Annotated in this window: 24 protein-coding genes; 16 read left to right on the top strand and 8 right to left on the bottom strand. The window is 58.5% G+C overall.

From position 1 onward, the window contains the following. Positions 1-52 precede the first annotated feature (52 nt). The 10 genes from KQP88_RS08625 (at position 53) to ssuE (ending at position 11321) form a co-directional block, all read left to right on the top strand. Positions 53-841 carry a WbqC family protein gene (locus KQP88_RS08625; RefSeq protein ID WP_216705400.1) on the top strand — a complete coding sequence of 263 codons (789 nt, stop codon included), beginning with the start codon at positions 53-55 and terminating at the stop codon, positions 839-841. Between the two features lie 4 nt (positions 842-845). Next, positions 846-1355: a transcription/translation regulatory transformer protein RfaH gene (rfaH, locus tag KQP88_RS08620; RefSeq protein WP_216705399.1), complete on the top strand. Its 510-nt coding sequence runs from the start codon at positions 846-848 to the stop codon at positions 1353-1355. Between the two features lie 233 nt (positions 1356-1588). Further along, complete coding sequence (locus KQP88_RS08615) at positions 1589-2590, top strand: glycosyltransferase (RefSeq protein ID WP_216705398.1); 1002 nt, start codon at positions 1589-1591, stop codon at positions 2588-2590. After that, positions 2587-3822, top strand: coding sequence for a glycosyltransferase family 4 protein (locus KQP88_RS08610; protein WP_216705397.1), 1236 nt, complete (start codon positions 2587-2589; stop codon positions 3820-3822). Before KQP88_RS08615 ends, KQP88_RS08610 begins: the two co-directional genes overlap by 4 nt. A gap of 106 nt (positions 3823-3928) precedes the next feature. Continuing rightward, entirely contained in the window at positions 3929-5212 is a 1284-nt protein-coding gene (locus tag KQP88_RS08605) for a hypothetical protein (protein ID WP_216705396.1), read from the top strand. 203 nt (positions 5213-5415) lie between these two features. After that, a complete protein-coding gene (locus tag KQP88_RS08600; RefSeq protein ID WP_216705395.1) occupies positions 5416-6531 on the top strand; it encodes a glycosyltransferase family 4 protein in 1116 nt (371 codons plus the stop codon). A gap of 77 nt (positions 6532-6608) precedes the next feature. After that, positions 6609-7835 (top strand): glycosyltransferase family 4 protein, encoded by a 1227-nt coding sequence (locus KQP88_RS08595; RefSeq protein WP_216705394.1) that lies wholly within the window; start codon positions 6609-6611, stop codon positions 7833-7835. A 12-nt stretch (positions 7836-7847) separates the two neighbouring features. Beyond that, positions 7848-9260: an undecaprenyl-phosphate glucose phosphotransferase gene (locus KQP88_RS08590; RefSeq protein WP_200994021.1), complete on the top strand. Its 1413-nt coding sequence runs from the start codon at positions 7848-7850 to the stop codon at positions 9258-9260. Between the two features lie 163 nt (positions 9261-9423). Then, positions 9424-10512, top strand: a complete 1089-nt coding sequence (locus tag KQP88_RS08585; protein WP_200994022.1) for a polysaccharide biosynthesis/export family protein — start codon at positions 9424-9426, stop codon at positions 10510-10512. 227 nt (positions 10513-10739) lie between these two features. Beyond that, a complete protein-coding gene (ssuE, locus tag KQP88_RS08580) occupies positions 10740-11321 on the top strand; it encodes an NADPH-dependent FMN reductase (protein ID WP_200994023.1) in 582 nt (193 codons plus the stop codon). Positions 11322-11428: 107 nt separating this feature from the next. Here the strand turns inward: ssuE and KQP88_RS08575 are convergent, their stop codons facing one another. The 3 genes from KQP88_RS08575 to KQP88_RS08565 form a co-directional block, all read right to left on the bottom strand. After that, positions 11429-12037: a LysE family translocator gene (locus KQP88_RS08575; protein ID WP_216705393.1), complete on the bottom strand. Its 609-nt coding sequence runs from the start codon at positions 12035-12037 to the stop codon at positions 11429-11431. A 134-nt stretch (positions 12038-12171) separates the two neighbouring features. Next, entirely contained in the window at positions 12172-12453 is a 282-nt protein-coding gene (locus KQP88_RS08570; RefSeq protein WP_198728991.1) for a hypothetical protein, read from the bottom strand. Positions 12454-12521: 68 nt separating this feature from the next. Beyond that, on the bottom strand, positions 12522-13430 hold the full coding sequence (locus KQP88_RS08565) for a LysR family transcriptional regulator (protein ID WP_200994025.1): 909 nt from the start codon (positions 13428-13430) through the stop codon (positions 12522-12524). A 114-nt stretch (positions 13431-13544) separates the two neighbouring features. On the opposite strand from KQP88_RS08565, the gene KQP88_RS08560 reads away from it, so the two are divergent. The 3 genes from KQP88_RS08560 (at position 13545) to KQP88_RS08550 (ending at position 16443) form a co-directional block, all read left to right on the top strand. Next, positions 13545-14246, top strand: a complete 702-nt coding sequence (locus KQP88_RS08560) for a CoA transferase subunit A (RefSeq protein ID WP_200994026.1) — start codon at positions 13545-13547, stop codon at positions 14244-14246. A gap of 65 nt (positions 14247-14311) precedes the next feature. Then, entirely contained in the window at positions 14312-14968 is a 657-nt protein-coding gene (locus KQP88_RS08555; protein WP_216705392.1) for a CoA transferase subunit B, read from the top strand. A gap of 50 nt (positions 14969-15018) precedes the next feature. Then, positions 15019-16443, top strand: a complete 1425-nt coding sequence (locus tag KQP88_RS08550) for a short-chain fatty acid transporter (protein ID WP_216705391.1) — start codon at positions 15019-15021, stop codon at positions 16441-16443. On the opposite strand, the gene KQP88_RS08545 is transcribed toward KQP88_RS08550, so the two are convergent. The 4 genes from KQP88_RS08545 to KQP88_RS08530 form a co-directional block, all read right to left on the bottom strand. Beyond that, a complete protein-coding gene (locus KQP88_RS08545; protein ID WP_200994029.1) occupies positions 16413-16913 on the bottom strand; it encodes a MarR family winged helix-turn-helix transcriptional regulator in 501 nt (166 codons plus the stop codon). The two genes, KQP88_RS08550 and KQP88_RS08545, sit on opposite strands and share 31 nt — an antisense overlap. 95 nt (positions 16914-17008) lie before the next feature. Continuing rightward, a complete protein-coding gene (locus tag KQP88_RS08540) occupies positions 17009-17344 on the bottom strand; it encodes an antibiotic biosynthesis monooxygenase family protein (RefSeq protein WP_216705390.1) in 336 nt (111 codons plus the stop codon). Continuing rightward, positions 17341-18075 carry a CTP synthase C-terminal region-related (seleno)protein gene (locus KQP88_RS08535; RefSeq protein ID WP_200994031.1) on the bottom strand — a complete coding sequence of 245 codons (735 nt, stop codon included), beginning with the start codon at positions 18073-18075 and terminating at the stop codon, positions 17341-17343. The genes KQP88_RS08540 and KQP88_RS08535 overlap by 4 nt, the downstream gene beginning before the upstream one ends. Before the next feature lie 122 nt (positions 18076-18197). Beyond that, positions 18198-19130 carry a 2-hydroxyacid dehydrogenase gene (locus tag KQP88_RS08530; protein ID WP_200994032.1) on the bottom strand — a complete coding sequence of 311 codons (933 nt, stop codon included), beginning with the start codon at positions 19128-19130 and terminating at the stop codon, positions 18198-18200. Between the two features lie 671 nt (positions 19131-19801). Here KQP88_RS08530 and KQP88_RS08525 point away from each other — a divergent pair. The 3 genes from KQP88_RS08525 to pssA all read left to right on the top strand — a co-directional run bounded on the left by KQP88_RS08525 (position 19802) and on the right by pssA (position 23015). After that, on the top strand, positions 19802-20254 hold the full coding sequence (locus tag KQP88_RS08525) for a DUF2442 domain-containing protein (protein ID WP_200994033.1): 453 nt from the start codon (positions 19802-19804) through the stop codon (positions 20252-20254). 128 nt (positions 20255-20382) lie between these two features. Then, positions 20383-21537 carry a glycerophosphodiester phosphodiesterase gene (locus KQP88_RS08520; protein ID WP_216705389.1) on the top strand — a complete coding sequence of 385 codons (1155 nt, stop codon included), beginning with the start codon at positions 20383-20385 and terminating at the stop codon, positions 21535-21537. Between the two features lie 134 nt (positions 21538-21671). Continuing rightward, positions 21672-23015, top strand: coding sequence for a CDP-diacylglycerol--serine O-phosphatidyltransferase (gene pssA, locus KQP88_RS08515; protein WP_216705388.1), 1344 nt, complete (start codon positions 21672-21674; stop codon positions 23013-23015). Between the two features lie 72 nt (positions 23016-23087). Here pssA and KQP88_RS08510 read toward each other — a convergent pair whose 3' ends face one another. Continuing rightward, on the bottom strand, positions 23088-23906 hold the full coding sequence (locus KQP88_RS08510) for an aldo/keto reductase (protein WP_216705917.1): 819 nt from the start codon (positions 23904-23906) through the stop codon (positions 23088-23090). Positions 23907-23914: the final 8 nt, after the last annotated feature.

Raw genomic sequence — 23914 nt, 5'->3', positions numbered from 1 at the left:
ATAACCCAAGCCCCGACGCACCAATCACGCCATCCACTTAAAGGAGTTACACATGGCCAGGACCATAGCAATGATGCAGCCCTACCTGTTCCCTTATCTGGGTTACTTTCAGCTCATCGCTGCCGCAGATGTCTTCGTCCTGGGTGACGATCTGCAATATATCCGTGCAGGCTGGGTCAACCGCAACCGGATCCTGTGCAACGGCGAAGCCCGGCTGATCAGCTTCCCGTTGAAAAAGGACCACTTCGCCCTGCCGATCATGCAGCGTCATCTGGTGGACAACTTCAACGAGGAAGCCAGTCGCCTCATCAACCTGATCACCCAGAGCTATCGCAAGGCACCTTATTTTGCTCAGGTGATGCCATTGATCGAGCGCCTGATTCGTTTCCCGCAACAGAACCTTGCGCTGTACGCCGAACACTCCATCCGCGAGTTGTGTTCATACCTGCAGATCATCACGCCGATCCTGCGCGGCTCCGATCTGAAGCTTGCGCCATGCACCGACAAGCAGGACCGGGTCATCAAGATTGCGCACGCCTTCTCGGCGACCACCGTGCTCAATCCCATCGGTGGCATGGAGTTGTACGACCGCGATCATTTCGCCCACAACGGCCTGCTGCTGCATTTTTTCAAGATGGACCCGATTGTCTATTCGCAGTCAGCTCACCCTTTCGTGGCCAATCTGTCGATCATCGATGTGCTGATGTTCAATAGCCTGGAGCGCGTTCAGGAGCTGCTAACCCGTTACAGCGACAATGAAAGTGTTGCCGCCAACGACGCTTATATCCAGATCGGGACGGAAGCGGTTTCGCCTCTCTCTCCACAGCTTGCAGCGGAGTGAGACCATGTCAGATGCCCATGACAACGCCCGCTGGTACCTGATCCAGACCAAACCCCGACAGGAAGGCCGGGCCCAGGAGCACTTGCAACGCCAGCATTTCGAGTGCTACCGGCCGCTGACGGTCAGTGACAATAGAAAGCGCGTCGGCAAGACCGAAGAGGAGTTGTTTCCGGGTTACCTGTTCATTCGCATGCATCAAGTGCATGACAACTGGTATCCGATTCGCTCGACCCGTGGTGTAGCGCGCATCGTGACGTTCGGTGGCCATCCGGTGCCGGTCCAGGATCATCTGATCGAACAGATACGCCAGCGCCTGCTGGTGCCCAAACCCAGGGCGATGTATGCCCAGGGTGAATCGGTGCGGGTGACTGCGGGTGGTTTCTGCGATGTCGAAGCGATTTTCCTGGCAGTCGACGGGACCGAGCGTGCAGTGATCCTGCTCAATCTGCTGCAGCGCCAGCAGAAAGTGGTAATCCCCCTCAGCAGCCTGTCGCCGATGCAGGCCAGGGCCTGAATCCAACCAGTGCGCAGGAGCGGATTTATCCGCGAAAGCTTGTTCGCGAATGAATGCACAGAGTCAAGGCCAATAAACCTCTTTGTGGGAGGCAGCTTGCTGGCGACTTCAGCGTACGACGCAGAATATCTGCCAGTTTCAGGCCTTTTTCGCCAGCAAGCTGCCTCCCACAAGTTTTGTTTGTGCCTTAGCCAATCAGCATTACTACAGAACCTCCATTCTGGAACCTCACCATGATCAACCGAACCACGCTGGTGACGCTCACCTATGGTGATCGTTTCAAATACCTGCACACACTCGTCAGCCGCTCGCTGGAAAGTCCGCAGATAGAACGCGTCATCATTGTCAGCAACGCTTCAGTGGCGCCTCTGGAATCCCTGAGCAACAAATGGCCCGGCCAGGTGCAGGTGATCTATCTGCCCGACAATACCGGCTCGGCCAATGGTTATGCGGTGGGTATCCAGGCGGCACTGGATGCCGGGGCCGAGTACATCTGGCTGATGGACGATGACAACGCGCCGACCATCAATGCCATTTCGATCCTGCATAAATACCTGCATCAGCGCGAACAGATCGATGGCAAGGACAAGGCTGCCGTTCTGGGCTTTCGTCCGACTCATCAGGCCGACATTGCTTCAGGCGTACCACAGCGTTTCGCCATCCAGCGGCGCTCGAGCTTTTTCGGGTTTCATATCGCGCAACTGCCCTACAAGATCTGGAGACGCCTGCCCTGGGGACGGCCTCAAGCCTTGCAGGGCGCGCCGCACATGGTGCAATTGCCCTTTGCTACCTACGGCGGCCTGCTGGCTCATCGCAGTCTTTATCAGAAAATCGGACTGCCGCTGGATGCCTTGAAGCTGTATGCCGACGACAGCGAATACACCTGGCGTATCACGGCCGGTGGCGGGCGGATTTTTCTGGTGCCCGAAGCCTTGCTCGATGACCTGGAAGACTCCTGGAACATCAAGGCCCGCAGCAGCAATGTCTATGAAAACTACCTGCTGGGCGGATCGGACCTGCGCGCCTATTACGGTGCCCGCAACCAGGCCTGGTTCGACAAGAATGTCTGGGCCTCGTCATCGATGCTCTACCGGCTCAACCGCGGGATATTTTTCTGCCTGCTGAGGGTGATTGCCCGACGCTGCGATGCCGAACAACGCCTGAACCTGATCGAAGCAGCCATACGAGACGGAGAAGCCGGCGTGCTGGGTTTGAACAGGACGTATCCACTATGAAAATCCTGTTCATCAGCAGCCTTTATGCACCCGATATCGGCGGCGGGGCCGAGATCATTCTGCAACGCATGGCTGAAGGCTTGCAGCAGCGCGGTCATGGCGTGACGGTACTGTGCACCACTGCCAGGGCCGGATTGCACATGGACGCGGTCAACCAGATCAAGGTCTATCGTGCCGGTCTGCACAACACGTACTGGCATTTCACGGCACAGCGCCCGGGACGTCTGGCAAGGCTTGGCTGGCACCTGCGCGATCGCTATAACCCTGGCATGCGCGACCATGTAAAGCGCGTCCTGTCACTGGAGCAGCCCGATCTGGTGATGTGCCACAACCTCACCGGCTGGTCGGTTTCGGCCTGGGATGAAATCAGCCAGGCCAGCATTCCGGTCGTGCAGGTCCTGCATGACATGTACCTGCTTTGCCCCAGCAGCACCATGTTCAAAAAGGGTCATAGCTGCCGGAAACAGTGCGGGCTGTGCACACGGTTTCGCACCGGTCACGACGAACGCTCTTCGCAAGTGGACGCCGTGGTAGGTGTCAGCCGTTTTCTACTCAACAGCCTGCAGGAAAAGGGTTATTTCAAGGGTTCGAAAAGCTACGTTGTCTATAACGCCAGCCCATGTCCGGCCCATGATTCTCAAGTTCGTACAACCGAGCCCGATGCGCCTCTGCGCTTCGGCTATATAGGCACCTTGTCGGACCCCAAGGGCGTCGGCTGGCTGATCGATCAGTTCCAGCATCTGCCGTTCAACGCCACCCTGCAGATCGCCGGGCGCGGGCAGATCAATGATGAACAGCGATTCAAGGCAATGGCCACTTCATCCAACATCAGCTTTGTCGGTTATCAGAACCCTGAGGCGTTCTATCGCCAGATCGATGTCGCCATCGTGCCCTCCATGTGGAACGAGCCGTTCGGCATGGTTGCGGTAGAAGCCTGCGCCCATTCGCGCCCGGTCATCGCCAGCCGTATGGGCGGCCTGACCGAGATCATCAAGGATCAACTCAATGGCCTGCTTTGCAGCCCCGACGACCAGGACTCGCTGGGGCTGGCCATGCTCAAGCTGCATCAGCAACCCAGACTGCTGGCACGTCTTGGCGCTCAGGCTCGTCGCAGTGTCGCTGACTTTCTGAGCCTGGAGCTGATGCTGGACCAGTACGAAAACATTCTGATCCAGACCTTGCAGGACAGGATCGCATTGCCCCGGCTGCATTCCCTGCCCGATACCGCGTAGTGACATCCATCGGCCCGTGCCCCACTGAGCAAGCGCTCCGGACCGTGCCTCTTCATTGAGACAACCCATGTCAAAAACACCTGCATCCTGTTGGCGAAAACTGTTGATGTTTTTTCTGCCGTGGCTGCTTTCGATCCGTATCGCACAGGGAGAAGAGCCCTTCATCATCGGCGTCGATACCCAGTTGATGAACGACAATGGCACTTCGGCCAAGGTCTTGAGGCTGCTGGAAGAAGCAGGCGTCACTTCGGTTCGCGACGATGCCTACTGGACCACCGTCGAACCCCGGCGCGGCCTGATGCGTATTGATCCTGCCTGGCGAGAATACTTGAGCAAGGCTCAGGAACACCGCTTGCGTCCTTTGCTGGTGCTCGGCTACGGCAACCCGTATTACGAAAACTACGCAAAACCCCGCCATCCCCCGGTCAGCCTGGCATTCGGCAACTACGTCAGCTTCGTCAGCCGGGAACTGGCCGACAGCGTCGACCTCTACGAGATCTGGAATGAGTGGGACCGGGACAACCCCGTCGATGCATGGGCCACCAAGGACTACAACAACCTGATCGAGGAAAGCGTCGCCCACATCCGTAAACAGAAGCAGCCGGTGACCATACTGGCGGGCGCCGTGACCAGCCTGGGCATGGACCTGGGGTTTGCCGACAGGCTGATCCAGAACGGCGTCCTGAACCAGGTCGATGGCTTGTCACTGCATCCTTATGTGCATTGCCGTCATGAAGAACGCCACACACCCGAACGCTGGATCGCCTGGTTGCGCTGGATCGACGCCGACCTGCGAACCCTGGCCGCCCGCCCGGTGCCTTTGTATCTGACAGAAATGGGCTGGCCCACCAATACGGGCAAATGCGGCATCAGCGAACAGACCCAGGCGGCCTTCCTGGCCCGCAGTTTTTTCCTGGCCCAGACCGTGCCGGACATCAAGGGCCTGTGGTGGTACGGCCTGATCGACAGCGGTCGGGACAGCAATGACCCGCAGCAGAACTTCGGTCTGCTCAAGTACGACCTGAGCCTGAAACCGGCCTACCTGACGCTCAAGGCCATCAGCAGCACGATTCTCGAATACCGCTATGACGCTGAAAAAAGCCGCGAGCTGGACAGCATTTATCTGCTGCGATTCGCCAAAGGCGCAGAACAGATACTGGTGGCCTGGACCACCGGCGTACCGAGGCTGACTCATGTGGAGGCCAGCAGCATGCAGAACGGAACAGTACGCATCATCGACAGTGGCCAGCCCGAACGAGGTCAGTTCGACACCGATATCCCCTGGAACTGCAATGACGCGCGCTGCTCGGCACAGGTTCCGATCAATGAGTTTCCAAAAATAATCAGTCTGGGCACAAGACCAGCGCTATTCGCTCACGACGCACACTGAAGCGACATGTCGATCAGTTAAAGCGATAAATCACCTTGTGGGAGACAGCTTGCTGGCGACTTCTTCAGCCTCAGCATATCTGCCGGTTTTCAGGCCTTTTTCGCCAGCAAGCTGCCTCCTACAGGTTTTGTTTGTACCTCAACTGATCAGCGTCAGTGCGTCAAGCGAACACACACCACCCACTACCTTGCAGGATGCACTTAATGATCTTTATCAATGCCCGGTTTCTTACCCAGGAAATAGGCGGGGTCCAGCGCTTCGCAGAGCAGTTATGCCTTGCACTCAAGGAGATACGCAACGACCTGGTTTTTGTCGCGCCCCACGGGATCAAGCGCCATGAAAGCGCCAGGGCGCTGGAGGTGCGCTGCATCGGACGCAATAGCGGTCACCTGTGGGAACAAATCGACCTGCCACTGTACCTGCGTCGCCAGGGCAGCCCGCTGCTGCTGTCGACCTGCAGCACCGGCCCGGTTTTTTACAGCAATCAGATTGCGACCCATCACGACATTACCTATGCACGCTTCCCGCAGAGTTACACACGAACCTTCAGGACCGTTTACCGGATCATCACGCCGCTCCTGCTCTCGCGGATCAAAACGCTTGTGACCAGCAGCAGTTTTTCCAGAGGCGAGATTTCCCGGTTCTACGGTTTCCCGGAAAAAAAGGTTCTGGTTCTGCCCGCCGCCGTCAGCGACGCCTTCATGCCTCAGCCTCCTGCGCAAGATAGCGGGAAATACCTGCTGGCCGTGTCATCCCCAAGCGCGCACAAAAACTTCCACCGGATGATCCAGGCTTTCATGAGCCTGCGCGGGCATGAAGATGTCCAGTTGCACATCGTCGGCGGCGCCCACGGGGTCTTTGCAGACCCGGACCTGCAACGCCTGGCCTGCCGGGACCCGCGGATACGCTTTCTGGGACGCCTCAGCGATGCCGAGCTGATCAGGCAGTACCAGGGCGCCACGGCCTTCGTGTTCCCTTCACTGTACGAAGGCTTCGGCATTCCGCCACTGGAAGCCCAGGCCTGCGGTTGCCCGGTGCTGGCGGCCAATGCGGCCTCTATCCCCGAAGTGCTGCAATCCAGCGCCCTGTATTTCGACCCTCTGGATGTCAGCCACATGGCTGCAGCCATGCAGCGGGTGCTGATCGATGAACCGTTGCGCAAGGCATTGCGCACGCACGGCCTGAACAACGTGACGCGCTTTTCCTGGGAAAGCTCGGCCATACGCCTGTCACAACGCATCGATGCCCTTCTGGGCTCATCACCTCAACACGCTGCCAATACCCGCCCCGTGCCGGAAACCCCTTCGGGGAAAAACTGAATCTCAACAGAACGGCCACGCCAAGACGCGATCAGCCTGCGCCTGAAGTAGAGCGAGCTACAGAGCAAGGAATCTCCATGAGAATTGCTATCGTCCACGACTGGCTGGTGACCTATGCCGGTGCCGAGCGCGTGCTGGCTTCACTGATCAATATCTGGCCCGAAGCGGATCTGTTTGCGGTCATCGACTTTCTCAGCGACGAAGATCGCGCCCATCTGGGTGGCAAGGTCGCCACGACCACCTTTATCCAGAACCTGCCGGGCGCCAGAACCCGCTATCAGCGCTACCTGCCGTTGATGCCACTGGCCATCGAGCAACTGGATCTGTCCGGCTACGACCTGGTCATCAGCAGCAGCCATGCCGTGGCCAAGGGCGTGCTCACCGGCCCTGACCAGTTGCATGTCAGCTATGTCCACTCGCCTATTCGCTATGCCTGGGACCTGCAGCATCAATACCTGCGCGAGTCGGGCCTGGACAAGGGCCTCAAGGGCAAGCTGGCGCGGCTGGTGCTGCATTACATGCGCCTGTGGGATCAGCGCACCTCCACCGGCGTCGATGATTTCATCGCCAACTCGCGCTTCATTGGCGCGAGGATCTGCAAGGCTTACCGCCGTGAATCCACGGTGATCTACCCGCCGGTGGACACCCAGAACTTCACCTTCCAGGAAGGTCCCCGGCAGAACTATTACTTCACCGCCTCACGCATGGTGCCTTACAAGCGCCTGCCGATGATCATCGAAGCCTTTGCCGCCATGCCGGACAAGCAACTGGTGGTGGTGGGCGATGGCCCGGACATGGCCAAGGCCCAGGCCATTGCCAGCAAGGCACCCAACGTTCGGCTGCTGGGTTTTCAGTCGGCAGCGGTGCTGCTTGAACACATGCGCGCCGCCAGGGCTTTCGTGTTCGCGGCAGAAGAGGATTTCGGAATCAGCCCGGTGGAAGCCCAGGCCTGCGGCACGCCGGTGATTGCCTTCGGCAAGGGAGGCGTGCTGGAAACCGTTCACGGGCTGGATCACCCACAGCCCACCGGCGTGTTCTACAGGCAGCAGAACGTGGCTTCGCTGATCGCGGCCATCAGTGAGTTCGAATCCGCGCAATCGCTCATCAGTGCCCAGGCCTGCCGGGCCAATGCCGAACGGTTTTCGGTGCGGCGCTTCGAGCAGGAAATCCGCTCCTTCGTCGAGAGCCGCATGAGCGCCACGCACCTGACCCACCTGCCGACCCGGCTCTGGCTGAATCCAGACAGCCCGAGCCGGATCAACAACGAAGTGTCGTCCCGAGTCGTTCCAACCGAATCCGTTTGAGCGAGCCCCTGAATGCGCACCCCAGTCCGCGGCATCCTGCACGCCCATCAATCAGCCTTGTCAGTGGCCCATCGCCTGCTGGACCTGACCATCATTGTGCTGATCGGCTATTGGCAGAGTCAGCACCAACCGGCAGCCAGCACCGCCGAAATCTGGTTCCAGATCATTCTTGCCGTACTGGTTTTCCATTGGCTGAGCGAATTCCATCAGCTCTATGGCTCATGGCGTGGCGAACGCATCCTGCGCGAGCTGGCCAAGGTCTTCAATTACTGGGCCCTGACCTTCGTCATTCTGCTGTCAGTGGACTACCTGCTGTTCAGCAGCTTGCGGATGCCCGATAACAGCCACATGACCTGGTTCGCGCTGGTACTGGCAGCCCTGTGTGGCTATCGGCTGCTGATTCGCCGGATCCTGCATGGTTTGCGGCGTCACGGTTTCAATACAAGGCGGGTCGCGATTGTCGGCACCGGCCAGGTCGGTGCCCGGCTGGCGCAGTCCATTTCCAGCGCGCCGTGGATGGGCCTGAATCTGCTGGGCTTCTACGACTCGCAACCCATGCAGATGGAGCTCAACAGCAACGGTCATCATGTGCCGGTGCTGGGCAATCTCGAACAACTGATCGACGACGCCCGGGCAGGCAAGGTCGACAAGGTCTACATCACCCTGGCATTCAGCGGCGAACCCTACCTGCGTGAACTGATCACGGGGCTCAGTGACACCACGGCGTCGGTGTACCTGATCCCGGACATTTTCATGTTCGAGCTGCTGCATGCCCGCAGCGAAAGCATCAATGGCCTGGCCAGTATCAGCATTTTCGACTCACCCATGGATGGCGCCTGGAGCCTGGTCAAACGGGCCGAGGACATTGTGCTGTCAGTCCTGATTCTGTTGCTGATCGCCTTGCCCATGCTGCTGATCGCCCTTGCAATCAAGCTGACGTCACAAGGCCCGGTGCTGTTTCGCCAGCGACGTTACGGCCTGGACGGACGACCGATCATGGTCTGGAAATTCCGCAGCATGAATGTTCAGGAAAACGGCTCCGAGGTACGTCAGGCAACGCGCAACGATACGCGCATCACGCCGCTGGGGGCTTTTCTGCGCCGGACATCCCTGGATGAACTGCCGCAGTTTCTCAATGTGCTGCGCGGCGACATGTCCATCGTCGGCCCGCGCCCCCATGCCGTGGCGCACAACGAGCAATACCGCAAACAGGTCAGCGGCTACATGTTGCGGCACAAGGTCAAGCCGGGGATCACAGGCTGGGCACAGATCAATGGCTGGCGTGGCGAAACCGACACGCTGGACAAGATGCAGAAGCGTGTCGAGTTCGACCTTGAATACATCGAGCACTGGTCAGTCTGGCTGGATCTCAAAATCATCCTGTTGACCCTGTTCAAAGGCTTTCTCAACAAGAACGCCTTCTGACTGACTCGACAGTCCTCACCCCAAACGAAACACAGGATTCCGGGCACCCGACGCCGGAGGGAGGTATGTGCGCGCACAAGACATCAAGCCGCAGCGACATGTGGAACAGGGAAGCAATGAAATCATCGTGGTGCCTGACGCACCGTCAGCAAGGAACTCTCATATGAATAGAAACCTGGTTGTTATGATGCTCTGCGGTCTGATACTGCAGGGATGTGTGTTTGCCCCCGGCCAGCACATGACTTCAGAGGACGTCACGGCTGATGATCCGGATGGTCCCAAGGCTCAATTGGTCAACATCACTCCCCAGAGCCTGCAACAACAGCAACAACGCATCGCTTCCAATGCGGTGGCTCTGCCCCCTGAGCTGCTGAATTACAAAACCCCTGAATATACGGTCGGCCCGGGCGACACTCTGCTGGTCACGGTCTTCGAGCATCCCGAACTGACGGCACCGGGCTCACAGGACCAACTGGACGCCAACACGCGGGAAGTGCTGAGCGACGGCACGCTGTTCTTCCCCTATGTCGGCCGGATCAGGGCTGGGGGCAAGACAGTCAGCCAGATTCGCGAACAACTGCGCATGGGGCTGGCACCGCAATACACCGAGGTCAAGGTGGACGTGAAAGTGCTGCGCTACAACAGCCAGCGCGTCCTGCTATCGGGTTCATTCAAGACCCCCGGCCCGCAATCGATCACCAATATTCCCTTGAGCCTGGTGCAGGCCGTCAGCACCGCCGGTATCGATCTGACCGATGCCAACCTTGCGGGACTGAGCCTCAGGCGAGACGGTCGGGACTACCTGATCGATATCGACTCGCTCAACCGGCAGGGCTCGCAACTGAGCAAGATATTCCTCAAGGATGGCGACTACCTGCACCTCAACAGCAACTCCAAGAACAAGATCTACGTGTTGGGCGAAGTGCGTAACCCGCAGGTCATTTCCTTCGGCACCACCAGCGTGACGTTGCTCGAAGCCCTCGGCAGCTCCGGTGGCCTGAGCCCGGAAAGTGCCGATGGCGACGCGGTGTATGTGATTCGTGGTGCAGAGAACCAGGCCAATGCGGCGTCCACGGTCTATCACCTCAATGCCAAAAAACCTACCGCCTACCTGCTGGCCGGCCAGTTTGAACTGCGGGCTCAGGACGTGGTGTTCGTGGGACCTGCCAACATCACGCGATGGAGCCGGTTCATCAGTCAATTGCTCGGCTCGGCCAGCGTGGTCCAGACAGGCGCAGCCTTCACCAACTGAACCCGCCACAAAACATCCCTGCACTGACCGGTGCGGGGATTTTTTTGCCCGCCGAAAGTGTCTGCCCAGCAACAGTGGATCAGCACTTGCCTGCCGATTCAGCACCAGGCATTTGCAGTCCCAGACTCGACTTTAAAATAAAGCCTTTATTTTCAATAGCTTGTGAAAAATACGAGGCTGGCACACATGCTGCTTTGCAGGTTTACGCTTATCGCAAGGAATTCAGCATGTTGGTCGTTTCGCTTTCAGGCAGCCCCTCCCCCAAATCCCGCTCCGGCGTTGTTCTGGCCCATGCCAGTCGCTGGCTGGAAAACCAGGGCGTCAATGTCACGACGCTGCGCATTCGTGACTTCAAGGCCGAAGACCTGCTCTTCGCCCAGTTCGACAGCCCTCAGGTCCAGGACTTCATCGAAGCCGTCCGCCAGGCCGACGGCCTGCTGATCGGCACGCCGGTCTACAAGGCTTCGTTCTCCGGCGCCCTCAAAACTCTGCTGGACCTGCTTCCCGAGCGCGCCCTGCTCGGCAAAGTGGTGCTGCCATTGGCCACCGGCGGCAGCATCGCCCATATGCTGGCCGTGGATTACGCCCTCAAACCGGTGCTTTCTGCGCTGAAATCACAGGAAGTGCTGCACGGTATCTTCGCCATCGATACCCAGATCAGTTACAGCGATAACGAACTGGGCGGTGAGCTGGATGAAATTCTCACCGAACGCCTGCGTGAAGGGCTGGAACATTTCCTGCTGGGGTTGCAGCATCGGCTTCAGGCGCGCAGAAAACAGCAAGGCGGGCATTTGCAATTGGCGTTGTAAGGTCCCTCTTCGCGAATGAATTCGCTCCTACACACATAAAACCTGTGGGAGCGAATTCATTCGCGAACAACTCCAGACAATGACTTTTTCAAGTCTCCCACAAAAAACTAGTGCTCAAGCACCAGCGGATACAGCGACACCACCAGCAAAACCGCCATCACGCCATTGAAGATCCGCAGCTTCAGAGGGTCGCGCAAGACGTTGCGCAGCAAACTGCCGAACCCGGCCCAGATGCAGACGCACGGCAAGCCGATCAGGGCGAATACCGACGCGATGACCAGCACATTGATGAAATACCCTTCCACCGGCGTGTAGGTGCTGATCGCGCCAATCGCCATCACCCAGGCCTTGGGATTGACCCACTGGAACAACGCCGCCGGGAGAAAGCCCAAGGGGTCGCCGCGCTGCTCCGTGGAATCTGAAGCTGGACCCGAAGTGGCGATTTTCCAGGCCAGATACAGCAAATAGGCCGCGCCCACATAACGCAGAATGGTGTAGAGCACAGGCCAGGTCTTGAACAGACCGCCCAGGCCAAAGCCCACCGACAATATCAGCACGAAAAAGCCGATACTGATCCCCGCCATATGCGGGAGGGTACGTTGGAAACCGAAGTTCACCCCCGATGCCAGCAGCATCGTATTGTTGGGGCCTGGTGTCACGGAGGCGACAAACGCAAACAATGCGAAAGCCAGCAGCAGATCGAAAGAGAGGAACATCGCACTGTCCAGAAGAGGGTAAGTCAGGCGCTCACCCTAGCGGAGCATCACCTGCAAACACACGGACAGTGGGGGAAACTTTTACCGGTACAGTTTTATAAAAAATCGTTTTTTGTAAAATTGTTAAGCCGCTTTCAGCCGCGACCGCCTTCCAGCAAGGTTCCACGATCAACGCTCACTTCACCGGTTTTATCAAACTCGCGAACCTGTTGAATGGACGGATCAGCCATCAGTTGCGCCTTGCGCGCCTGATACTCGTCGAACGACAGACCGCGGCGGTTCAGGTCTTCCAGTGCCAGTTGATGAGTTTCCTCGGCGGTATAGGGACGCAACTCGACCGAGTGATGAGTGGAGCAGCCGCCCAGCAGCACAGCGCTGAAGAACACGACAAGACCAAGAGCAAAAATATGATTCATGGGAGCCTCCAGACTGACTCGCTTTGGGAAATGAACAAAGGTTAATCCCCGGCTCCCTCAGGCAGAAATCATCCGTCGTGATAGTGGCTATCGACTTTTTCGGCGTGCTGGATCAATACCTCGCGCAGCGCATGGGCCGCTGCAGAGAGTTTGTGATCGGCCAGCATCATCAGGCCAATGCGCCTTTCGATACGCGGCTCGACCAGAGCAATGCAGCGGGCACCCAGTTCCTGCATCTGCTGGATGCATAACGCAGGTACTGCACTGACGCCCAGGCCATTGGCGACCATGCGGCCGATGGTGGACAACTGATGGCTCTCGAACGCCACCGAAAGCTTGCCGTGTTGCGTTGCAATCGCCTCCTCCAACAGCAGGCGCACGGCCGACGGGCGTTGCAGTGCGATGAAATCCTCGCGCAACAGCTCGTGCCAGGTCAGTTGCTTGCGCCGGGCCAGTGGCGAATCCGCTGCGACCACGGCGACAAAACGGTCCATGTAAAACGGCGTGAAGACCAGCGAATTGCTCGATTCGGGCTCGAAACCGATCCCCAGTTCGACCCGGCGATGGCGCACCATTTCCACCACCTGCTCGTTGATCACGTCATGCACCGCCACGTTGACCCGTGGGTAAAGCCCGCGAAAGACCTTCAATGCGCCCGGCAACAGATTGCCTGCAAACGAAGGCATCGCCGCCACCGACACTTTGCCCATCTGCAGCGTGAAGCGCTGGCGCAGCAGTTCTTCGGTGTTGTCCCAGTCGGCCAGCAGCTGGCGCGCCAGTGGCAACAGGATTTCGCCTTCCGGAGTCAGGCTGACCGTGCGCGTGGTGCGCGTGAGCAACTGTCCGCCGAGGTCATCCTCCAGGCTCTTGATGGTCAGGCTCAGGGCCGGCTGCGACAGATGCAGTCGCTCGCCGGCCTGGGCAAAGCTCAGGCATTGGGCAACCGCCAGAAACGCCCGAAGCTGTTTGACATTCATATATTTGCTTTTCTTATCAATTCATCAGAAAAACAAAATTAACAAATCACTGAGCGAGAGAGAAGATGCAGTACAACGGTCCTTGACGATCAACAATAAAAAAGGCGAATCATCATGGCTGGACTCGATAAACGTGTCGCGACCTATGAAGAGGCCCTTGCCGGCCTGACCGACGACATGACGGTGTTGTGCGGCGGCTTCGGTCTGTGTGGCATCCCGGAAAACCTCATTGCGCAGATCAAGCGCATGGGCATCAAAGGCCTGACGGTGGTTTCCAACAACTGCGGCGTCGACGGTTTCGGCCTGGGCATCCTGCTGGAAGATCACCAGATCCGAAAAATGATTTCCTCCTATGTCGGCGAAAACGCGCTGTTCGAGCGGCAGTTGCTCAGCGGCGAACTGGAAGTCGAACTCACGCCCCAGGGCACCCTGGCAGAAAAACTCCGCGCAGGCGGTGCCGGCATCCCCGCGTTCTACACCGCCACCGGCTACGGCACCCCGGTTGCCGAAGGCAAGGAAACCCGCCAGTTCAACGGGCGCAATGTCATTCTGGAAGAAGCCATTACCGGCGACTTCGCCCTGGTGCGAGGCTGGAAAGCCGACCACTTCGGCAACGTCATCTATCGTCATACCGCGCAGAACTTCAATCCGGTGGTCGCCACGGCGGGCCGGATCACGGTGGTCGAAGTCGAGGAAATCGTCGAGCCGGGCGTGCTGCTCCCAAGCCAGATTCATACCCCCGGGATTTATGTCGATCGCGTGATTCAGGGCACCTTCGAGAAGCGCATTGAAAAGCGCACGCTCAAGGACCTCTGAATCGCTCATGTTTCCGGGGCTTCCCTTGACAGGAAGCGGCACATACCAAAAAGAGATTTCAGACCATGGCACTTTCCCGCGAACAAATGGCTCAACGTGTCGCCCGCGAATTGAAAGACGGTTACTACGTCAACCTGGGCATCGGTATCCCGACGCTGGTGGCCAACTATGTCCCCAAAGACATCGACGTGATGCTGCAATCGGAAAACGGCCTGCTGGGCATGGGCGAGTTTCCCACTGAAGAAACCATCGATGCCGACATGATCAATGCGGGCAAACAGACAGTGACCGCCCGCATCGGCGCCTCGATTTTCTCCTCGGCCGAATCCTTCGCCATGATCCGTGGCGGCCATGTGGACCTCACGGTTCTCGGCGCCTTTGAAGTGGATGTCGAAGGCAATATCGCGTCATGGATGATCCCGGGCAAGCTGGTCAAGGGCATGGGTGGCGCGATGGATCTGGTGGCAGGTGCCGACAACATCATCGTCACCATGACCCATGCATCCAAGGACGGCGAATCCAAACTTTTACCCCGTTGCAGCCTGCCACTGACCGGTGCCGGTTGTATCCGGCGGGTGCTGACCGACCTGGCCTATCTGGAAATCGAAAACGGTGCCTTCATCCTGCGCGAACGTGCGCCGGGAGTCAGCGTGGAAGAGATCGTGGCCAAAACCGCAGGCAAGCTGATCGTGCCGGATGATGTGGTTGAAATGACCTTTTGAAGTGAAATGCACGACCGACGCTTATAACAATAATTAGAGGAAAACCTCACGTGTCCACCCATCTAGAAGAAAGCCGTTCGGCCCGCTTCGCCCTGCGCTGTGCCGCCTGGGCCGAGCGCTGGTTCCCCGACTCCTGGGTCTTTGCCGCACTGGCGGTAGCCATCGTCACCGTGGCGACACTGGCCATCGGTGCCAGACCGGCCGAAGCAGCCAAGGCCTTCGGTGATGGCTTCTGGAGCCTGATCCCCTTCACCATGCAGATGGCTTTCGTGGTCATTGGTGGCTATGTGGTCGCCAGCTCACCGCCTGCGGTGCGCCTGATCGATCGACTGGCCCGCATCCCGAAAAACGGTCGCTCCGCCGTGGCCTGGGTGGCGCTGATTTCCATGCTGGCTTCCCTGCTGAACTGGGGACTTTCTCTGGTATTCGGCGGCCTGCTGGTGCGCGCCCTCGCCCGTCGCACCGACCTGCGCATGGACTATCGCGCCGCAGGTGCTGCTGCCTATCTGGGGCTGGGCGCAGTCTGGGCGCTTGGGCTTTCGTCTTCGGCAGCACAACTGCAGGCCAACCCGGGCAGCCTGCCGCCATCGATCCTGGCGATCACGGGCGTGATTCCCTTTACCGAAACCATTTTCCTCTGGCAGTCGGGCGTCATGCTGGCAGCACTGGTGGTCATTTCCCTGATCGTCGCCTACGCCACGGCTCCCGGCCCGAATGCCGCCAAAGTTGCCGAGGACTGTGGCGTTGACCCGGCCTTTAATCTGCCACCACTGCCGCCCCGCACACGCCCCGGCGAATGGCTGGAATACAGTCCGTTGCTGATCATTCTGATGGTGTTGCTGGGGGCCGGCTGGCTCTTCAACGAGTTTTCAACCAAACCTGCGATTACTGCGATTTCAGGGCTGAATACCTATAACTTCCTGTTCATCATGCTCGGCGCACTGCTGCACTGGCGTCCACGCAGCTTTCTGGATGCGGTGACCCGTGCCGTGCCGACCACCACGGGCGTGCTGATCCAGTTTCCGCTCTATGGCTCCATCGCCGCCTTGCTGACGACAGTCAAAGGCAGCGATGCACAGACCCTGGCGCACCATATCTCGACCTTTTTCACCAGCATTGCCACCCATGACACCTATGCGGTGCTGATGGGTATCTATTCGGCGGTACTGGGGTTCTTCATCCCGTCGGGTGGCGGCAAGTGGATCATCGAGGCGCCCTATGTGATGCAGGTCGCCAATGAACTGAAGTACCACCTTGGCTGGTCAGTACAGATCTACAACGCAGCCGAAGCATTGCCCAACCTGATCAACCCGTTCTACATGCTGCCGCTGCTGGGCGTGCTGGGATTGAAGGCCCGGGACCTGATCGGCTTCTCGTTCGTGCAACTGCTGGTGCATACGCCGCTGGTGCTGGTATTGCTGTGGGCACTGGGCACAACGCTGACCTACATCCCGCCGATGATGCCATCGCCATAATCGGCCACCGGGACCATGCCCAGCAACTGACGCAACTCATGAGCCCGCTCTGCCCCCAGAGCGGTCTCATAGCAACGCTGGGCCTGTTCCCAAAGGGCCTGGGACTCCAGCAGTTTGTCCACGCCGCTCTGGGTCAGACGCACCAGGCGACTGCGCCGGTCATCAGGGTCCACCTCGACCACGACAAACCCTTCACGCTCCAGTGGCTTGAGATTCTGGGCCAGAGCCGAGCGGTCCAGTACCAGTAACATGGCCAGTTCGGTCATGCTCAGAGCCTGATTGCGGGCGATCTGCATCAGGATCGAACGCTGGGTCGAACGCAATCCACAGGGCGCCATGATCGCGTCATACAACTGACAGATGCGCCGGCTCGCCCGACGCAGGCTGGTGGCATGGCAGATCACCTGGGCTGGGATCTGCAAGCCTTCGGGGATACGCAGCACGGCAGTTTGGGCCGTTTTTTCGTTCATGAGGGCTCCACACAAAAGCAGCTTTGTGGCTGAAAGAACGTAATGCTGGCATATCCCCGCAGATTCAGACAGGGCCAAAGGGCTGAATCATTGTTTCAGTATGTCTGGGCATCAAAGGCATAGTCCCGCTCGACCTTGCAGACTCTGGTGGTACAGGCCTGATACCAGTTCGCACGTCCCTGCTCTCGCACTCGGGCATGTTCAATGTGCTGCTTCCACCCCAGGATGGCCTGCTCGTCCGTCCAGTAGGAAACAGTGATTCCCAGGCCGTCTTCACCGCGAGCCGACTCCACACCCAGAAAGCCCGGTTGTTCCCTGGCCAGTTCGACCATCCTGTGGGCGGCCACTTCATAATCATCGGCCCCCTGAGGCGTGCGCAACGACGTGAAGATCACCGCGTAATAAGGCGTTGGAAAGCGGGCGGCGATCATGAACAAACTCCTTCAGCACGACGGGCACAGGCCCGAACGAAAGCCGCCACCAGCGCCGGGACCACGCCTTGCAAGGCAGCCCGCTCCGGCTGGAACAGGGTGGCGACAAAAAACGGATGGCCTTGCAGCTCTATGCTGCGGACGTCCCCTTCCGGCCCGCGACCGCTGACCTTCAGCCCATTTTCGAACATCGAGGCTTCCAGCTCAGGGCGCAGGCCATAGCGGCATCGATAGCGCTCGGCAATTTCAGCGGTGCAGTAGGCTTGCGCAATCAACGAATCGGGCTGCAGTTGAATCGCCGCCGTGGTTTCGACCAGCGAACAGCTCAAGGGAGTAATGATGGTGTGAGGCGAATCCGGTGAAGTTTCGGCATGCTCGGCGTCCTGCCAGCCCAGGCAATTGCGGGCATATTCGATCAAGGCATGCTGAAAACCGCCGCAGGTGCCCAGAAACGGTATCTGCCGCTCACGGGCAAAACGAATGGCGGTCAACGCGCCCTGCATATCCCGATAAGGACTGGCGGGCACACACCAGATACCGTCAAAACCGGCGAGGATTTCGCCCTCACCGATGTCCGATGTCGGCAGCCATTGGTGCTGAACCTGAGGAATATCTATGACGGTCGCCATGTCCAGCGCCAGTGGAATCGCCTGATGCGCAGGCACCTCTGGATCGAAATCTCCTACCAGACCGATTCGCAGCGTCTTGCCTTCCCCGTCTTGCATGTCCATACGCCTCCCATGTGTGTGATCGAGACTATAAGCGTGCCTGAGTGCAATCAGAATTGGCGTTACAGCAAGCATTCAATGCCTGAATGCACACTCAGGTTTTGCTCACGGGTGAGAACGGAGCCTCACTCATGGACCGGGGTCAGAACCGGTTGCCCGGAGAAAAACGCCAGCAGGTTCTTGTTGACCATCAGGACCATATCCTTCGATGCCTCGGGAGAAAGCCCACCCACATGGGGCGTCAGCACCACGTTATCGAGGGTCTTGAAGACATCCGGCACGTGCGGCTCGTCATCGAAGACATCCAGACCCGCACCGGCGATGCGGCGCTGTTGCAAGGCCTCGACCAGGGCCTGGGTATCGACGACGCTGGCCCGGGCGATATTCACGATATAGCCCTGCGGCCCCAATGCTTCGAGCACCCGGGCATCGATCAGATGCTGCGTGCCATTGCCGCCAGGTGTCGAAATGATCAGAAAATCCGAAGCCGCCGCCAGTTCGAGCACGGTCGCGTACCACAGGTAATCCACATCGTTGCGGGCCTTGCGGTTGTGATACTGGATCGACATATCGAATGCCTGAGCCCGCTTGGCAATGGCCAGCCCGACAGCCCCCAGACCGACAATCCCCAGGCGCTTGCCGGCAAATGAAGGGCACGTGACCTTGCGCCACTCACTGCGCCGCACAGACGCATCGTTCTGAGGAATATCGCGCACGATCGCCAGCAGCAATGCCATCGTATGGTCTGCCACCGTCGGCGCATTGACCCCGGCGCCATTGGTCACGGTGATTCCGCGAGCCTGGGCAGCCGCAAGGTCGACCTTCTCGTAACCGGCACCCGATACACAGATGATCCGCAAATGAGGCAGCGCGTCCATTTCCTCGGCAAACAGCCCCAGAGGCCCGCGGGTCATTACAGCGGTAATTTCATGGCCATGTTCAGCAATGGCCTCGGCACGCAAAGCGGCCGTGGGCGCACGGATCAAGCGAAAACCGCTGCTCTCCAGAATCGGCAAATATTCATTAACGCTCTCGACCAGTACCAGTACCGTCGTCATGCACTTTTTCCTTAACAGGTCATGAAAGGTCTGACAGTAACGCGACTTGGGGTGCTTGGGCGATCCTCTTTGCAGGATAAAAAAACACTTACTGAAGGAAAATTCCAACCCGCCTATAGGAGAAAGACTCAACGTTTCCAGCGTTAAATCCTGTATTGCCTTGCTTATGGTCTGCTCACAGTTTTTACGCTCAACTGCCCTCTGCTTAGTTTGGATATAGACTAAAACCTAACAGATGGGTTAATAATGCGAATTTGCAAGCACAAGGGAATCACCATCGCGATACTGACGCGCAATGAGCATTGCCCTCCCCATGTACATGCAGGCACAGACCATTGGGATGCACGCTTCCTGTTCAGTTTCTGGCACAACGGCGTACGGTTGTGGGATGTGACTCCCGCAAAAAACGAACCCTGCAAAGCAGTACTCGAACAACTCAGACAGATCATCAAACGACGCGATAATTTGCGCAGGGCTCGTGAATACTGGTGGAACAGCCGTAAGACACTATGTCTGGAAAACCAGCGATGGGACATGAACGCATGCGAAGTGACAAGCCCAAAACACTCGCACCGCAATACACGGGAGATATTGTCAGGCCACTTCGACGCAACTGCCTATAAAACCAGACTGCATCTGGCAGGCGACACCGAACCCTTGGAGATCGAATTATGACAACCGTAAAGGCCGAGGATCGATTCGACGAAATCATTACCGAAGAGATTCTGGAAAAAGCCCGCTTTCAGGGCCGCACACGAGGTCATGGCACATTGCATGCCAGCACTCTGCACTATCTCGCGGAGCGTCAATGTCTGCTGATCGGGTTCGACGATCAAAGCGCGCTGGCACTGCCCATCAAAAACTATCCTGAACTGGCCTCTCTGCCCCTTGAGGATCTTGAACACCTGAAACTGGGGTTTGCAGGCAGTGCCTTGTGCCTGGAAAAGCACGACCTGCATATATCAATTGCAGGAATGGTGGCCTCAAGCTTGCCGCTGATGGATATGGCCGCAACCTTGATAGCCAGTCGCAATGGACGTGCCTGCAGCAAAGCCAAGGCACGAGCCTCTCGCGCCAATGGTCTCAAGGGGGGCCGCCCGCGCAAGACGCCTCTCAAGACATAAGCGGGTCATGCCTGAGGGTGTCGGCTCATGCACGATTTGAATCGTCACACCACTTCCTGTAAATGTGGTCAATGCTTCATGCCGTGGCTTCGTCATGACCCATCATGCAAATAAGGAACAAGCAGATCATGCAAGGATTTTCCCGATTTCCGTTTCACAAGAACCCGCTGGCCCGTCTGTTGGCAACCGCAGTCATGGCGTGTGTGATGCTGTCCACAGGCACGGCATCGGCAGCCGATGCGCCGGGCAAGGTCATCAGTGAGAAGAACGGTCTGCCCTGGCCGGCGGTGATCGCCCATCGTGGCGCTTCGTTCGATGCGCCGGAAGAAACCATTCCGGCCTATACGCTGGCACGGGATCTGGGCGCGGATTATCTGGAAATGGATATTCAACGCACCAAGGACGGGGTGTTGATTGCCCTGCATGACGACACGCTCGACCGCACCACCAATATCGCCCAGGTCTACCCCAAGCGCAGCAAAGACCCGGTCAGCAGTTTCACACTGGCCGAGCTCAAGGAGCTGGATGCCGGCAGCTGGTTCAACAAGGCCTACCCGTCACGGGCTCGCGACACGTATGCAGGCCTGCAGATTCTGACCCTGGATGAAGTGATCGATATCGCCGAAGGTGGCGCCAACAAGCCGGGGCTGTATATCGAGACCAAGGTCCCGACCCAGTTTCCGGGCATCGAGGCCGACCTGAAGAAGGCCCTGGCCAAGCGCGGCTGGCTCAGCCCGCGCCCGGCAGCAGCGGCTGGCCATGTGAACGTCGCCCAGTCGCCGGGGCGCGTCGTGCTGCAGACCTTCGACAAATCCAGCCTGGTGCTGCTGCAGAAGGAAATGCCCAAGGTTCCGAAGGTGCTTTTGCTGTGGATCGGTGAAGGCTCGATAGAACCCAAATCCACCGTTCCTTTCAAGGACTCGGGCTTCAAGGACAAGGCCAGCTATTACGCCGCTCAGGAAATCAAATCCCAGGAAGAATTCGTGGCCTGGATCGACTGGGCCAAGGCTCATGGCGCCATCGGCACCGGTCCATCCTCGCAGCTCGCCGATGGCGGCGACCAGAGCTATATGGATCTGGTCAAACCCTGGATGAACAACGTGACCCACGACAAGGGCATGGTGGTCCACACCTACACCGTGGATGAGGCCGTGGACTTCAAGCAGATCAGTTCCACGGGGGTCGACGGTTTCTTCACCAACCGCACCACGGAACTCCTCAAGTTCTATGGCCGCCCGGCCAAAGACAGCATCGATTCGATTCTGAAACGTAACGGTTACTGATCGAACGCACAGACCGCGCGACTCGACGCGGTCTGTGCATTACAAACAGACATCATTGCGACAGACTTCAACGGCGACCTTGTGTCGAGTCTGGTGTAAGCTCGTGCGCTGCTGGTTATCCCTTCGAGAGGCTTATGCAGTCCAACTTCCGACGCTCGACCCTGGCCACGCTTCGCGGTTTTGCCTTGTCCGACGATGCCATCACCCTTGTTCCTTCTGCCGCTGAATACCGACGCTGCCTGTTGGAGAAGATCGCTTCTGCCACCCGGCGCATCTACATCATCGCCCTGTATCTGCAACAGGACGAAGCCGGCCAGGAAATCCTCGACGCACTGTATGCCGCCAAGGCTGCACGTCCCGAGCTGGATGTCGTGGTGCTGGTGGACTGGTTCCGTGCCCAGCGAGGGCTGATCGGGGCGGGTCGTCAGGCGGGAAACTCGGCCTGGTATCAGGCGCAGAATCTGGAGTACGACGAGGAAGTCCCGATTTATGGCGTGCCGGTGCAGACCCGCGAGCTGTTCGGCGTCCTGCATCTCAAGGGCAGCATCATCGACGACTGCGTCATCTACAGCGGCGCCAGCATCAATAACGTTTACCTGCACAAGCTCGACAAATACCGTCTGGACCGCTATCACCTGATCCAGAACAGGCAACTGGCCGACACCTTCGTGGACATGGTGCAGCGCGAAATCCTGCCATCGCCGGCCGTCCACCGCCTGGACCTGCCATCGCCCCCGGACTCCCGCAGCCTGCGGGGCGAGATCAGGGCTTTTCGCAGCAACCTGAAGCGCGCAGCCTATGAAACCAGCGCAGGCGACAAGGAAAACGGTGAACTGCGCATCATGCCGCTGCTGGGCGTCGGCCCACGTAACCCGCTCAACCGGGCCATCTGCGACCTGATCGCCGCCAGCAAGACACAACTGACCATCTGCACGCCCTATTTCAATATGCCGGTGGCGGTGACCCGGGAAATCAATCGGGCCCTCAAGCGCGGTGTGAAAGTCGACATCATCATTGGCGACAAGACCGCCAACGACTTCTTCATTCCTCCCGAAGAGCCGTTCAAGGTCATTTCTGCCCTGCCCTACCTGTATGAAATCAGCCTGCGTCGCTTCGCCCAGAAGCACAAGAAGGCCATCGCCCAGCACCGACTGAACCTGCATCTTTGGAAGCACGGCGACAATACGTTCCACCTCAAGGGCGTCTGGGTAGACGATCGCTATACCTTGCTGACCGGCAACAACCTCAACCCTCGGGCTTTCAATCTGGACCTGGAAAACGGCCTGTTGATCGATGACCCGAAAGGCCAGTGGCTCAAGCCGCGGGAAGAAGAGATTCAGCAGTTGATGCAGAACACCCAGCGGGTTGGCCAGTACGACGAACTGGATACCCTGGCCAATTACCCCGAAGGCGTGAGCAAGTTTCTGCGCCGGGTCAGTCGGGTCAGGATCGAGCGGTTGTTGTACCGGATTCTGTAAGTGGCTGATTTTTTTTCGCGAATGAATTCGCTCCCACAGTCTGAACTGGCTGTGGAATTCATTCGCGAATTGTCACCCCACCAACGCAATCAATTGCTGCCTCTGGGCATCGGTCAGCATCGGTCCGAATCCTGCGCCGGCATTCTCGGCCATATAGCGCGGGTTGCCGGTGCCGGGAATCACGCAGGTCACCGCCGGATTGGCCAGCAGGAACTTGAGCGCCAGTTGCGGCCAGTTGTTCACTTCCACCTGCCCGGCCCAGCCAGGCAAAGGTTTATCCTTGAGTCGTGAAAGCAGGCCTCCGCCGCCAAACGGCCGGTTGCAGATCACTGCCACGCCGCGCTCGCGGCACAGCGGCAGCAAGCGTTTCTCGGCGGCCCGATCATCCAGCGCATAGTTGATCTGCAGAAAATCCAGCGGCTCGGCCTTGAGCACGGCTTCCACTTCGTCGTAGGCCGACGAGGTGTAATGACTGATGCCGATATAGCGAATCCGCCCTTGCTCCTTCCACTCCCGCAGGGTCGGCAGATGGGTTTTCCAGTCCAGCAGGTTGTGAATCTGCATCAGGTCGATACGTTCGGTCTGCAATAACCGGAAAGAGTCCTCCATCTGCGCAATGCCTTCCTTGCGCCCACGGGTCCAGACCTTGGTCGCGAGAAAGGCAGGCGAACGGGGTTCGTGGATGGACAGTAATTCGCCCGTCGACTGCTCGGCACGGCCATACATGGGCGAGCTGTCGATGACACTGCCGCCCGCCGCAAACAGCGCATCGAGCACGGCACGCAATTGCTTGTAGGCAGGGCTTGAAGTCGCCACATCAAAACCGCGATAAGTGCCCAACCCGACCACGGGAATGGGTTCGTTACTGGAGGGAATAGCTCGGGTCAGCATAGTCTTGC

It is taken from the genome of Pseudomonas lijiangensis (genome assembly GCF_018968705.1).
Classification (GTDB): domain Bacteria; phylum Pseudomonadota; class Gammaproteobacteria; order Pseudomonadales; family Pseudomonadaceae; genus Aquipseudomonas; species Aquipseudomonas lijiangensis.
Note: the sequence above shows the minus strand (reverse complement) of the source record. Positions and strands in the feature narration are given on the sequence as shown.

Bases quoted from the DNA above. Each gene is read 5' to 3' on its own strand.
- KQP88_RS08625 (WP_216705400.1), top strand. From the start codon at position 53: ATGGCCAGGACCATAGCAATGATGCAGCCCTACCTGTTCCCTTATCTG.
- rfaH (WP_216705399.1), top strand. From the start codon at position 846: ATGTCAGATGCCCATGACAACGCCCGCTGGTACCTGATCCAGACCAAA.
- KQP88_RS08615 (WP_216705398.1), top strand. From the start codon at position 1,589: ATGATCAACCGAACCACGCTGGTGACGCTCACCTATGGTGATCGTTTC.
- KQP88_RS08610 (WP_216705397.1), top strand. From the start codon at position 2,587: ATGAAAATCCTGTTCATCAGCAGCCTTTATGCACCCGATATCGGCGGC.
- KQP88_RS08605 (WP_216705396.1), top strand. From the start codon at position 3,929: ATGTTTTTTCTGCCGTGGCTGCTTTCGATCCGTATCGCACAGGGAGAA.
- KQP88_RS08600 (WP_216705395.1), top strand. From the start codon at position 5,416: ATGATCTTTATCAATGCCCGGTTTCTTACCCAGGAAATAGGCGGGGTC.
- KQP88_RS08595 (WP_216705394.1), top strand. From the start codon at position 6,609: ATGAGAATTGCTATCGTCCACGACTGGCTGGTGACCTATGCCGGTGCC.
- KQP88_RS08590 (WP_200994021.1), top strand. From the start codon at position 7,848: ATGCGCACCCCAGTCCGCGGCATCCTGCACGCCCATCAATCAGCCTTG.
- KQP88_RS08585 (WP_200994022.1), top strand. From the start codon at position 9,424: ATGAATAGAAACCTGGTTGTTATGATGCTCTGCGGTCTGATACTGCAG.
- ssuE (WP_200994023.1), top strand. From the start codon at position 10,740: ATGTTGGTCGTTTCGCTTTCAGGCAGCCCCTCCCCCAAATCCCGCTCC.
- KQP88_RS08575 (WP_216705393.1), bottom strand. From the start codon at position 12,037: ATGTTCCTCTCTTTCGATCTGCTGCTGGCTTTCGCATTGTTTGCGTTT.
- KQP88_RS08570 (WP_198728991.1), bottom strand. From the start codon at position 12,453: ATGAATCATATTTTTGCTCTTGGTCTTGTCGTGTTCTTCAGCGCTGTG.
- KQP88_RS08565 (WP_200994025.1), bottom strand. From the start codon at position 13,430: ATGAATGTCAAACAGCTTCGGGCGTTTCTGGCGGTTGCCCAATGCCTG.
- KQP88_RS08560 (WP_200994026.1), top strand. From the start codon at position 13,545: ATGGCTGGACTCGATAAACGTGTCGCGACCTATGAAGAGGCCCTTGCC.
- KQP88_RS08555 (WP_216705392.1), top strand. From the start codon at position 14,312: ATGGCACTTTCCCGCGAACAAATGGCTCAACGTGTCGCCCGCGAATTG.
- KQP88_RS08545 (WP_200994029.1), bottom strand. From the start codon at position 16,913: ATGAACGAAAAAACGGCCCAAACTGCCGTGCTGCGTATCCCCGAAGGC.
- KQP88_RS08540 (WP_216705390.1), bottom strand. From the start codon at position 17,344: ATGATCGCCGCCCGCTTTCCAACGCCTTATTACGCGGTGATCTTCACG.
- KQP88_RS08535 (WP_200994031.1), bottom strand. From the start codon at position 18,075: ATGGACATGCAAGACGGGGAAGGCAAGACGCTGCGAATCGGTCTGGTA.
- KQP88_RS08530 (WP_200994032.1), bottom strand. From the start codon at position 19,130: ATGACGACGGTACTGGTACTGGTCGAGAGCGTTAATGAATATTTGCCG.
- KQP88_RS08525 (WP_200994033.1), top strand. From the start codon at position 19,802: ATGACAACCGTAAAGGCCGAGGATCGATTCGACGAAATCATTACCGAA.
- KQP88_RS08520 (WP_216705389.1), top strand. From the start codon at position 20,383: ATGCAAGGATTTTCCCGATTTCCGTTTCACAAGAACCCGCTGGCCCGT.
- pssA (WP_216705388.1), top strand. From the start codon at position 21,672: ATGCAGTCCAACTTCCGACGCTCGACCCTGGCCACGCTTCGCGGTTTT.
- KQP88_RS08510 (WP_216705917.1), bottom strand. From the start codon at position 23,906: ATGCTGACCCGAGCTATTCCCTCCAGTAACGAACCCATTCCCGTGGTC.